Here is an 11,961-nt window from a genome sequence, read left to right as displayed (position 1 = left end):
GGGTTAACATCATTAATTAACGAGATTGCATTCATATTACGTTTGCCCACAATCTACAATAAAATCCATAGAGATAGCCCCTAGCTCAATATAGAGATAAGCAACATCCACAACGGTAAGATACACAAACAAAAACGCCATTAGCATAAGCCAATGGCGTTTAATCACGTTAGTCGCTGTCAAGCATCAGGCGTGTCAGTTAACCCTGCCTAGGCCAGCGACCTAAGGTACAACGGTCGTTACTGCCAAAGTCTCTCACGGTCGACACCGACTCATAACCTAGCTCAATCATCTTATTGCGCACCGTAATGGCTTGCTCAAAACCGTGTTCGAGTAGCAAATAGCCACCGGGCGCCAGATAATCACGCGCCGACTGCGCAATATGGAACAGATCAGCATAACCATGTTCGGCAGCGGTCAGCGCACTCTGTGGTTCAAAGCGTACATCGCCTTGAGACAAGTGCTCATCTTCTTCGTCGATATAAGGCGGGTTAGAGACAATAAGATTGAAATCGTACTGATTGACAGCATCAAACCAATCACTTTGTAGCACCTCGACTTGCGGTAACTTCAAGTTGTCACGATTCGCCTTAGCCAAAGCCACAGCTTCAATCACTTTGTCGACGGCCGTGATCTGCCATGTGCTGCGCTCAAAGGCTAACGACAGGGCTATTGCCCCCGTTCCCGTGCCTAAATCGAGCACCTTAGCATTTTGTGCTAACGGCAAGTTTAACGCGGTCTCAACCAAAATTTCGGTATCAGGACGCGGAATAAGCGTGGTGGGATTAACCATAAACGGCAATGACCAAAACTCACGTTCACCCACAATATGCGCAATCGGAGTGCCAATAGCACGCCTTGCGACCATCTGCTGAAACGCGGTGGACTGTTCACTGGTAATACGTTCATCGGGCCAAGTGTAGAGGTAGCTGCGCGGCTTATGGATGACATGCAGTAGCATCACTTCGGCATCTAGCTTGGCGGTATCAGAGATCTCAACAAGTTGAGAAGAAGCCCATTGAAGGGCTTCAGCTAACGTCTGGTACAAAAAAATATCCTTATTAACCTAGAGTCGCGATATTAGAGTATATTAATCGTCTGCTAAAGCAGCCAACATATCGGCTTGGTTTTCTTGCATTAGTGGTTCGATAATCGCATCTAAATCCCCTTCCATCACTTCATTTAAGCGATAAAGAGTCAAATTGATACGGTGCTCACTGACGCGTCCCTGAGGGAAGTTATAAGTACGGATACGCTCAGAGCGATCACCACTGGCCACTAATGTTCGGCGAGTCGATTCCTCTTCACTGCGGCGTTTTTCGTCTTCAACAGCTTGTATACGGGCCGTCAGTACACTCATCGCCTGAGCACGGTTTTTATGCTGCGAGCGCTGATCTTGACACTCTACGATGATGCCAGACGGAATGTGCGTAATACGGATAGCCGAATCGGTTTTGTTAACGTGCTGACCACCCGCGCCCGATGCACGGAAAGTATCCACTTTCAGATCGGCAGGATTAATTTGAATCGCTTCGGCTTCGGGGACTTCAGGCATAACCACCACAGTGCAAGCAGAGGTGTGCACTCGTCCTTGCGACTCGGTCTCTGGCACACGCTGTACACGGTGACCACCCGATTCAAATTTCAGTCGGCCATAAACCCCATCGCCAGACACTTTAATGATGATCTCTTTAAAGCCACCATGCTCGCCTTCGTTGGCGTTCATCACCTCGACCTGCCAACGTTTGGCTTCGCAGTAACGGCTATACATACGGTACAGATCACCGGCAAAGATGGCAGCTTCATCACCCCCTGCGCCGGCACGAATTTCTACGAAGGCATTGTTGTCGTCTTTAGGATCTTTAGGCAGCAGTAGGATCTGCAGTTCGTCTTCGAGCGTCTCAATCACTTGCTTGGCGGCTTTAATCTCTTCTTGCGCCATCTCTTTTAGCTCGGCATCGTCTTCGGCTAACATCTCTTGCGCCGACTCGAGATCGGCCTGCGCCTGTTGAAATGCCTTAAAGCTTCTTACCACGTCTTCGAGTTGTGAATACTCTTTGGACAGAGCGCGAAAACGCTCTTGGTCGGCAATCACGCTAGGATCGCTCAGTAGCGCCAATACTTCTTCATTACGCTCAAGCAAGCCTTCAAGCTTGCGAATCACACTGTCCTTCATTCCAACGCTAACCTTAGTCTTTATCTAATCCAAGCGCCGTTCTTAATTGTCCGATACTGTTAAAGTCACCGCGTCGACTCGCCTGAGTGAGGGCTTGAGTCGGCGCATGGATCAATTTATTGGTTAACTTATTGGCCAGTTCCAGTATTAGCTGTTCGCTATCACCGCCTTGGGCTAACTTATTGATCGCACGCTCCACCAGCTCATCTTTAATCGCCATACTTTGGGTACGGTATTCACGAATACTGTCGACCGACTCTAATGAGCGGATCCACTCCATGAAAAGATGAGATTCTTCTTCAACAATTAATTCGGCTTGCTCGGCAGCCTCACGTCTGGAGGCCATATTCTGTTCAATGATGCTTTGCAGGTCGTCAACCGTGTAGAGAAAGGCATCATCTAGATCCCCTACTTCGGCTTCAATATCTCTAGGAACTGCTATATCAACCAACAACATAGGTTGATGACGACGCTGTTTCAGCGCTTTTTCTACCATGCCTTTACCCAGTATAGGTAATGGGCTGGCGGTAGAGGATATCACGATATCGGCCTTAGGGAGAAAATCTGGTATCTGTTCTAGAGTAATAGCGGTCGCGCCGAACTCTTCGCACATGGCTTCGGCGCGTGAAATTGTGCGGTTAGCCACAATCATCGACTCGACGCCATTGTCTTTAAGATGCCGAGCAACCAACTCTATGGTCTCACCTGCGCCGATGAGTAACACCTTGGTGGCACTCAAAGCCGAGAAAATATGTTTAGCCATGCTCACGGCGGCAAACGCCACCGATACGGCCGCGGCGCCGATTTCAGTTTCGGTGCGCACTTTTTTAGCAACAGAGAAGGTATTTTGGAACAGTCGGTCCATGGTGACTGCCACCGTGCCAGCTTCTTTGGCCTTAACAAAAGATTGCTTAACTTGGCCTAAAATCTGTGGCTCACCTAAGATAAGCGAGTCGAGACCAGCAGAGACACGCATCAGGTGACGCACGGCCTCTTGGCCGCGATATTGGTACAGGCAAGGCAGCACGTCTTCATGGGACAGCTGATGGTAATCCTCTAACCACTTGATCACGTCCTGCACTTCACCGTTGTTACAGTAAAGTTCGGTGCGATTACAGGTCGAGATGATCACCGCTTCACCCGTCTTGGTTTGACTGGCAAGGCTTTTCATCGCGTCATGAATTTTATCGGGTGAAAACGCTACTTTTTCACGTAGGTCTACCGTCGCTGTTTTATGATTAATACCGATTGCTACAAGGCTCATCTGACTCTTTCTGGTCTCTAGGGTCTGTTTATCTTGCGAATTAGATTTGTTCTGGCTCAAAGCGGTGGTCAGAATACAAGCGAAAATGCGACTGGCTCATATTGCTCCACTAACGGCTTTGAGGCGAACGACTAGGGTTTAGCTTGCAGTTAAATTTTGCCAACAAAGTGCTGTAACCATTACACCATAAACCGACAACACTTAGGAGTAATGCAAGTCACATGACCTAATATCAACTGGCGGCAAAATCCTCATGCAAGGGCCATCGCCCTGATTAATCTCTCTTAGTGGCGGCCATTCTACTGAATTGAGCCAACTAAAAACAGAATACGCTTAACAAAACCGAATAATAATCTCGTTTGTAACGTATTTCTCACGTTAAAGCGGGACAAAAACGACCAAAAACAAGTGATTGAACCAAGAGGTTGTATCGCCTTTAAACCTAGAGTTAGCAGGAAATTTAACGATTGGCATTGGTATTTATATCCAGCGCTCGTATGATATGGGCTCGATATAACAGTAATAGATGAATAATTTGAACTACTTCACAAAAATCTTTATTAGCGCCCTATTACTGACCCCTTTATTGTTAGGGGGGTGTGCAAGCCACTCCGATATTGCTCTGCAGGCCGTCAATGTTGACCATGTAAAGCAGGCCAAAGCTTGGGAGATGCAGGGCAAGCTCGCGGCCAAAACCCGTGACGATAAATTTAGTACTAATTTATATTGGCTTCACACCCCTGACAGCGATCAATTACGCCTAACCACAATGTTAGGCACAACGATCATGCTGCTAGAGCGTGACGACAATGGCGCTCGTTTAATGATTGACGACAACACCTATGAGCATCATGATGCCGAGCAATTGCTCAAGCGGCTCACAGGCTGGTCTATCCCTGTCGAACATTTACCATTATGGATAACTGGCCAAGTGTCGCCTACAGATCAGATAGTCAGTTACGATAACAACCACAGACCTCAACGAGTGCAGTCAACCATGACTCAAGCCCCATGGCAGGTGGAGTTTAAAAGTTGGCAATCTCAAAGCGGCGCACAACTTCCTAGAACACTTGAACTAACCCGTGAAGATGTTCGATTAAAAATACAAATTAATCTATGGCAAGCACTTGCTAACAGCACAGAATTAACTGATTACGCCGGACTACCGCATGACCAATAAACGCTCTACCGCATGGCCTGCGCCAGCAAAACTTAACCTGTTTTTACACATCAATGGCCGTCGTCATGACGGTTACCATGAACTGCAAACTCTGTTTCAATTTATCGAGCAGGGTGATCTACTGGATTTTGCCATCAACCAGACTGGCGAACTCACCTTACACTCCAACATCAGTGATGTTGTCGCAAATACAGATAACTTAATTCTTAGAGCAGCAAAATCACTGCAAAAAAAAACCGCCACCACTTTAGGCGCAGAGATATGGCTCGATAAAAAATTACCCATGGGCGGTGGAATTGGCGGCGGCTCGTCAGATGCGGCTACAACATTGGTGGCGCTAAACCACTTATGGGACACCCAATTATCATTAACACAATTAGCAGAGATTGGCTTAAGTTTAGGTGCTGATGTGCCTGTTTTTATTAATGGTTTAGCCGCTTTTGCCGAAGGGGTAGGTGAAAAACTTATTGCGGTAGATTTACCAGAACCTTGGTATTTAGTAGTGACACCTGATGTTCATGTATCAACGGCAGAGGTATTTAACGACCCACAATTACCACGAGACACACCAAAGTTGTCTTTAGCCGATTTAATGACCAGCAACTGGCACAATGATTGCCAACAACTGGTCGCCAAACGTCACCCCCAAGTTGCCAAAGCATTGGCGTGGCTGATAGAATATGCGCCGTCTAGAATGACCGGAACAGGTGCATGTGTTTTCGGTACATTCACTACTCGCGAGCAAGCTGAGCAGGTATTTGCCAAAATGCCTGCCGATATGAGCGGTTTTATCGCGAAAGGGACAAATAAATCACCATTAATGCTGCGCTTAGCGCAGGATTAGAATCATGCGGGATAAGGCTACTTTATCCCGGTCATTAAAATGAAGCATACGCCTGAGGTTCATACAGTGCCTGACATTAAACTATTTGCCGGTAACGCAACACCCAGTCTCGCAAAGAAGATAGCAGATCGTCTATTTTGTAAACTCGGAGACGCAGAGGTTGGCGTTTTCAGCGACGGTGAAATCAGTGTCCAGATTAACGAAAATGTACGTGGTGCGGATGTATTTATCATTCAATCTACTTGTGCACCGACTAACGATAACTTGATGGAACTTATCGTGATGGTTGATGCGTTACGTCGCGCATCTGCTGGCCGTATTACAGCGGTTATTCCTTACTTTGGTTACGCACGTCAAGATCGTCGTGTTCGTAGCGCTCGTGTACCTATTACCGCTAAAGTGGTTGCCGATTTCTTATCAAGTGTAGGCGTTGACCGCGTACTGACTTGTGACTTACATGCCGAGCAGATCCAAGGTTTCTTCGATGTACCTGTTGATAACGTATTTGGTAGCCCAGTACTGTTAGAAGATATGTTAGCTAAGAAGTTAGATAACCCTGTCGTAGTGTCACCCGATATCGGCGGTGTAGTACGTGCTCGCGCGGTCGCCAAACTACTTGATGACTCAGATCTCGCCATTATCGATAAGCGTCGTCCACAGGCAAACGTCGCGCAGGTTATGCATATCATCGGTGACGTTCAAGGCCGTGACTGTATTATCGTTGACGATATGATTGATACCGGTGGCACACTGTGTAAAGCTGCTGAAGCATTAAAAGAACATGGTGCTAACCGAGTATTTGCTTATGCGACTCACCCAGTATTCTCTGGCAACGCTGCTAAGAACATTGCTGAATCAGTGATTGATGAAGTCATTGTGACCGATACCATTCCGCTAAGCCCTGAAATTGCAGCATTAGATAAGGTTACCCAGTTGACCATGTCGACTGTGATGGCTGAAGCGATCCGCCGTGTCAGTAACGAAGAGTCTATCTCTGCGATGTTCAAGCACTAATCAATTAGATTGTTTAAACAGAAAACGCACTCAATTGAGTGCGTTTTTTTATGCCTTTCAATGGCAGCCATCTGAGCGTCCCCTCCCACAACATGCCGCTCTACTCTTTATCTCCAGTCCTGCCTATAACATAGCCCTAAGTCCGCGCAGCTTATCATCCCGCGCTTGGCTTACATCATTTGTATGGCAACCAATAAAACGATGTACAAGTGCGATTAGAAGCGCCATCAGCCCAAACATCGCTATTCTTTACCTTCTTGCCCTCTATTCACTCAGTCGCTCTGACGACCTACTATGCCTTAGGTGGCAATATTACAGATGGCAATATCAACAACCGCGCGGATTTAGTCAGTATGTAGTGATTAAGGGTTAAGCCTCTAAAACTATAAAAATGACTGCTATGGGGTGATTAAGCCATGAGTGAGCATCGATTAGCACTAATGAACAATAAGGGGCGCAAGATAGCAGGAGCAGATTTCAGACACAAAAAAGCCCGTCAAAAAGACAGGCTTATTTGTTTTTAATAAATGGTACGGGAGGAGAGACTTGAACTCTCACACCTTACGGCACCAGAACCTAAATCTGGCGTGTCTACCAATTCCACCACTCCCGCACTGCATCAAGTTTTACATCCTGATTAAAGATGATGGGGCTAACCCATTCACTCAAGTCAATGACTTGGGTGGTTAATAATGGCTGGGGTACCAGGATTCGAACCTGGGAATGCCGAGATCAAAACCCGGTGCCTTACCGCTTGGCGATACCCCAAAAGCTTTCGCTTTTGTTACATCCTCGTAGACTACAAGGTTGCAACTTATAATAAATGGTACGGGAGGAGAGACTTGAACTCTCACACCTTACGGCACCAGAACCTAAATCTGGCGTGTCTACCAATTCCACCACTCCCGCACTGCATCTAGTTTTACATCTTGATTAAGATGGCATTATGGATCTGGCGTGTCTAACTATCAACATCCACTACTCTCACGCTGCACCTAGCTTTACATCTCGATTAAGATGGCAACTCACTCAAGTTGCGCCTTCATTTTACATCTGAATAAGATGGTAGCAATGGCGGGACTTGAACCTGCGACCCCAGCATTATGAGTGCTGTGCTCTAACCAGCTGAGCTACATTGCCACATATTATCATATAGATAATGGCTGGGGTACCAGGATTCGAACCTGGGGATGCCGAGATCAAAACCCGGTGCCTTACCGCTTGGCGATACCCCAAAACTGTGTGAAGCAAAAAGAAATGGCTGGGGTACCAGGATTCGAACCTGGGAATGCCGAGATCAAAACCCGGTGCCTTACCGCTTGGCGATACCCCAATCTTTTCTTGCTTCAAGTTAAAGACGTTACAATCTCTAACTTAAAATAAATGGTACGGGAAGAGAGACTTGAACTCTCACACCTTACGGCACCAGAACCTAAATCTGGCGTGTCTACCAATTCCACCACTCCCGCACTGCATCAGGTTTTACATCTAGATTAAGATGGCATTAAGATATGGCGAGTCTAACTATCAACATCCACCACTCTCACGCGGTACCTAGTTTTACATCTTTGTTAAGATGTTACCAACCCTATTTCTGCTGACAGATATAACATCAATCATCAACTAGTTGGCTTACCTCAAGTTTTACATCTTAGAGAAGATGGTAGCCATATTGCCGGGGCTTATACCGACTCGCTACGCATTCATTTTCCATCCGAATAAGATGGTAGCAATGGCGGGACTTGAACCTGCGACCCCAGCATTATGAGTGCTGTGCTCTAACCAGCTGAGCTACATTGCCATCGTTTTCTTACGCGTCCCTCTTGGTGAGGAACGGGGCGTATTATGCTTATTCAGCGTATTGAGGTCAACAGCTTTTTTTCGCTAATTTACACTTACCTCATCGTTCGCTTATAAACTCACCAAAGTGAGCAGCAGTTATCCAATAAAGCGGATAAAAGCGCCATATTAGGCCTTAGGCAGGGATTAAATAGCAGATCGATATAGGCCTTAAAATACAAAAACGGCTCAATAATGTATTGAGCCGTTTAGATTCTATGATGCCCCTTGCTATTTTATTAACAAGATTAGCCTCGTGCTTATACGTTAAATAGGAAGTGCATTACATCGCCATCTTTAACGATATAGGTTTTACCTTCGATACGCAGTTTACCCGCTTCTTTCGCGCCAGCTTCACCTTTATAGGTAATAAAGTCATCATAAGACATCACCTGGGCGCGAATAAAGCCGCGCTCAAAGTCCGTATGGATAACGCCAGCGGCTTGTGGTGCACTCGCCCCAACTTTAACGGTCCAAGCACGCACCTCTTTAACACCTGCGGTAAAGTAGGTGTGCAGATCGAGTAGCTCGTAACCAGCGCGGATCACACGATCCAATCCAGGTTCGGTTAAGCCAAGGTCGGCCATAAACTCTTCACGGTCTTCAGCGTCCATCTCAGCCAGCTCAGATTCAATGGCAGCACACACGGCAACCACCACGGCATTCTCTTTGGCCGCAATGTCGCGAACCGTATCCAGATGCGGATTATTTTCAAAGCCATCTTCAGCGACGTTCGCGATATACATGGTTGGCTTAAGTGTAAGGAAATTAAGGTAAGCGACTGCCGCCAACTCTTCCTTAGTTAAGTCCATTGAACGCAGCATTTGACCTTCGTCCAATACTGGGCGCATCTTTTCTAACACGCTGACTTCGAACTTAGCTTCTTGATCGCCACCTTTTGCACGCTTTTGCTGACGCGTAATAGCGCGCTCGCACGAGTCTAAGTCAGCTAAGGCTAATTCGGTATTGATCACTTCAATGTCACTGGCTGGCGACACTTTATTCGCCACATGCACGATATTGTCATCTTCAAAGCAACGCACAACATGACCAATCGCATCGGTTTCACGAATATTAGCAAGGAACTTATTTCCAAGCCCTTCACCTTTAGAAGCGCCCGCCACTAGGCCTGCGATGTCGACAAATTCCATCGTGGTCGGCAAAATACGCTCAGGCTTAACGATTTCAGCCAATGCCGCTAATCGTGGATCGGGCACAGGCACCACACCGGTGTTAGGTTCAATCGTACAAAACGGGAAGTTAGACGCTTCGATGCCCGCTTTAGTCAGTGCGTTGAACAATGTCGATTTACCTACGTTTGGTAGGCCAACGATGCCACATTTAAAACCCATATTTTTACCTTTATTCAATTAGTATTATCAGCACAACTAATAATAACGCTGCTCACACCTGATTGCTTCAGAATGTGATGGATTAACCCGCCTTGTAAGAATGCAGTCTATGCATCGCCTTACTCATATCTTCTTTAAATAACAGTTCGGTGGCCCGCACCGCTTCGTCAATCACGTCTTCGATTAACCTTTGCTCAACTTGCGGCGCCTTACCTAAAACATAATTGCTCACTAGGCTCTTATCACCTGGATGACCGATACCAATGCGCAAACGATAAAAGCCTTTATTATTGGCAAGCCTAGCAATGATATCTTTTAAACCGTTGTGACCACCATGACCGCCACCGAGTTTAAACTTGGCCACGCCGGGCGGCATATCCAGTTCATCATGGGCGACCAGGATCTCTTCGGGTTCGATGCGAAAGAAATTAGCCAAGGCACCAACCGATTTACCGCTGAGGTTCATAAACGTGGTTGGGATCAATAGGCGAACATCTTTACCGTATAGGGTCGCTCTCGCTGTAAGGCCGTAATATTTACTGTCTGCAACTAATGTTACGCCGCAAACGCGCGCCAGTTCATTAACATACCAAGCGCCCGCATTGTGGCGGGTTTGCTCGTACTTCTCACCTGGGTTTGCAAGCCCAACAATCAGCTTAATATTGCTCATTTAACCTATGTCCATCTCGCAAGGGCGCATAAAAACGCGGCATTTTAGCACTCTATCGCCCGAGCAACAAATTTGTTGTAGTGAAGACAGCGGAATTTAAGGAAGGTTAGCACTGCGCCATGCCCTAAGGCCTAAGCGATTAACCTCACCCGCTAAATCAATCGCCATGAGAGGTGAGGAGGCTGAACGGTGAGCGGCTCGATCCATTAGATGATAGGTAAAGCCAGCTCGTTTGAGTTGACGCTTAGAGGCCCATGGCGTATTTCAACACCTTATGTTTAATCGGCGAGTCAATATTGGCGATTTTAAGTGCACTATTACGCAGTAATTTCAGCGGCAAGTTATTGTTACTAAAGCCGGCATAAAAGAGATCCATGGTGCTCATCATCAACAAATTGTCGCCATAGCGGCGGCGCTGATATTGCGCCAACACATCTTGAGTCCACCAGCTGCGCTGAGCATCGATTGCCTCTTTAACCGATGCTATTAATGCAGCCACATCTTTAAAGCCAATATTCACCCCTTGACCAGCTAATGGATTGATCGTGTGGGCGGCGTCACCTAAAATCACCACATTATCCTGATAGTAGCGCTGCGCATGACGTCTGGTAAGCTTAAAGCTACCATGAGACACCACTTTAAATGCCCGATCGAGGCGCGCGGGGAAATGGGCGTTAATTTGATCGTACATCGCCTCAGAACTTAATCCGCTTAACTGCGCAATCCTATTTGCATCGTCGTACCACACTAAAGACGCGTTGCGACCCGGTAGCGGCAACAAAGAGCGTGGGCCTTGGGGAGTAAACTGTTGCCAAGTGACATCTTGCTCTTCCTGCTGGGTCTCAATATTAATCAACATCGCCGACTGGGCATAATCCCACCCCGTCAAACCGATCCCTGCCCACTGACGAACTTGAGAGTTAGCCCCATCGGCGCCGACTAACAAGCGAGTATCTATGCTTGTGTTATTACTTAATTGCAGCCTAACCCTCTGCTCGCTACGGTTAAGCTGGTCGACCTTCACCGGGCAGATAAGCTGCAAATTATCATATTGGTCAAATGCTTGCCATAAGGCTAGTTGCACCACACGATTTTCGACAATGTGCCCAAGATGAGTCGCCCCAACTTGATCGCTATGGAACTGTGTCTGGCACCCATCAAGCTCCCAGGTTTCCAGCCCTTTATAGGCAACTTGACGCATCGCGGCAATAGCCTCGAGCGCTCCTAGCTGTTGCAGCAACTGCTCAGAAGCGACGCTGATGGCTGAAACACGTAAATCCAATGGTTGCTCAGGGCTGTACGCTTTAGGCGCAAAAGATTCAATAACGGCAACCTTTAACCCTAGCTGAGCTAACCCAATTGCGGTCGCGGCTCCCACCATGCCACCGCCGAGGATCACGATATCTTGCTCTAGATGTTGGCTTTGATTCTGACTCACCTTGCGCTTTTCTCCCTGATGGATAACTTTCTAGTGCCCGATTATGACTAAACAAAGAGCTATTACCTATAGCGATAGCACTTTAGATCGCTGGACGGCCAATTTCTGTGTCTAAATATGTCAATTAGGCCTATTACGTATGCAAATATGACTGACACAGCACTCACTCACACTCAGTTACAAA

9 protein-coding genes and 8 tRNA genes are annotated in these 11,961 nt (G+C 47.0%); 3 read left to right on the top strand and 14 right to left on the bottom strand.

Annotation, left to right across the window (positions count from 1 at the left end):
• Positions 1 to 199 precede the first annotated feature (199 nt).
• From prmC to hemA, 3 genes are read right to left on the bottom strand one after another with little or no spacing between them, the layout of a single operon-like run.
• Positions 200 to 1,048: a peptide chain release factor N(5)-glutamine methyltransferase gene (gene prmC, locus AC5YB1_RS06370; protein WP_494521155.1), complete on the bottom strand. Its 849-nt coding sequence runs from the start codon at positions 1,046 to 1,048 to the stop codon at positions 200 to 202.
• A gap of 42 nt (positions 1,049 to 1,090) precedes the next feature.
• Complete coding sequence (gene prfA, locus AC5YB1_RS06365; protein WP_494521154.1) at positions 1,091 to 2,176, bottom strand: peptide chain release factor 1; 1,086 nt, start codon at positions 2,174 to 2,176, stop codon at positions 1,091 to 1,093.
• Between the two features lie 13 nt (positions 2,177 to 2,189).
• A complete protein-coding gene (hemA, locus tag AC5YB1_RS06360) occupies positions 2,190 to 3,440 on the bottom strand; it encodes a glutamyl-tRNA reductase (RefSeq protein ID WP_494521153.1) in 1,251 nt (416 codons plus the stop codon).
• Positions 3,441 to 3,966: 526 nt separating this feature from the next.
• Here hemA and lolB point away from each other — a divergent pair.
• From lolB to AC5YB1_RS06345, 3 genes are all read left to right on the top strand, one after another.
• A complete protein-coding gene (gene lolB, locus AC5YB1_RS06355; RefSeq protein WP_494521152.1) occupies positions 3,967 to 4,620 on the top strand; it encodes a lipoprotein insertase outer membrane protein LolB in 654 nt (217 codons plus the stop codon).
• Positions 4,610 to 5,464 (top strand): 4-(cytidine 5'-diphospho)-2-C-methyl-D-erythritol kinase, encoded by an 855-nt coding sequence (ispE, locus tag AC5YB1_RS06350; RefSeq protein WP_494521151.1) that lies wholly within the window; start codon positions 4,610 to 4,612, stop codon positions 5,462 to 5,464. Before lolB ends, ispE begins: the two co-directional genes overlap by 11 nt.
• 66 nt (positions 5,465 to 5,530) lie before the next feature.
• Positions 5,531 to 6,478, top strand: a complete 948-nt coding sequence (locus AC5YB1_RS06345) for a ribose-phosphate pyrophosphokinase (protein WP_110457872.1) — start codon at positions 5,531 to 5,533, stop codon at positions 6,476 to 6,478.
• A 528-nt stretch (positions 6,479 to 7,006) separates the two neighbouring features.
• Here the strand turns inward: AC5YB1_RS06345 and AC5YB1_RS06340 are convergent.
• The 11 genes from AC5YB1_RS06340 to AC5YB1_RS06290 all read right to left on the bottom strand — a co-directional run bounded on the left by AC5YB1_RS06340 (position 7,007) and on the right by AC5YB1_RS06290 (position 11,720).
• Positions 7,007 to 7,091, bottom strand: a tRNA-Leu gene (locus AC5YB1_RS06340).
• A gap of 80 nt (positions 7,092 to 7,171) precedes the next feature.
• Positions 7,172 to 7,246: transfer RNA gene (locus AC5YB1_RS06335), tRNA-Gln, on the bottom strand.
• A 56-nt stretch (positions 7,247 to 7,302) separates the two neighbouring features.
• A tRNA-Leu gene (locus tag AC5YB1_RS06330) sits at positions 7,303 to 7,387 on the bottom strand.
• A 154-nt stretch (positions 7,388 to 7,541) separates the two neighbouring features.
• Positions 7,542 to 7,618 (bottom strand) — tRNA-Met (locus AC5YB1_RS06325).
• Between the two features lie 20 nt (positions 7,619 to 7,638).
• Positions 7,639 to 7,713: transfer RNA gene (locus AC5YB1_RS06320), tRNA-Gln, on the bottom strand.
• 23 nt (positions 7,714 to 7,736) lie between these two features.
• Positions 7,737 to 7,811: transfer RNA gene (locus AC5YB1_RS06315), tRNA-Gln, on the bottom strand.
• A gap of 51 nt (positions 7,812 to 7,862) precedes the next feature.
• Positions 7,863 to 7,947, bottom strand: a tRNA-Leu gene (locus tag AC5YB1_RS06310).
• Between the two features lie 255 nt (positions 7,948 to 8,202).
• Positions 8,203 to 8,279, bottom strand: a tRNA-Met gene (locus AC5YB1_RS06305).
• A 298-nt stretch (positions 8,280 to 8,577) separates the two neighbouring features.
• Positions 8,578 to 9,669: a redox-regulated ATPase YchF gene (ychF, locus tag AC5YB1_RS06300; protein WP_494521150.1), complete on the bottom strand. Its 1,092-nt coding sequence runs from the start codon at positions 9,667 to 9,669 to the stop codon at positions 8,578 to 8,580.
• Between the two features lie 82 nt (positions 9,670 to 9,751).
• Positions 9,752 to 10,339: an aminoacyl-tRNA hydrolase gene (gene pth / locus AC5YB1_RS06295; protein ID WP_110457825.1), complete on the bottom strand. Its 588-nt coding sequence runs from the start codon at positions 10,337 to 10,339 to the stop codon at positions 9,752 to 9,754.
• Positions 10,340 to 10,583: 244 nt separating this feature from the next.
• Positions 10,584 to 11,720, bottom strand: coding sequence for an FAD-dependent monooxygenase (locus AC5YB1_RS06290; RefSeq protein ID WP_494521595.1), 1,137 nt, complete (start codon positions 11,718 to 11,720; stop codon positions 10,584 to 10,586).
• Positions 11,721 to 11,961: the final 241 nt, after the last annotated feature.

Source organism: Shewanella sp. 433 (assembly GCF_059338565.1).
This window is presented reverse-complemented; position numbering and strand designations above follow the sequence as displayed.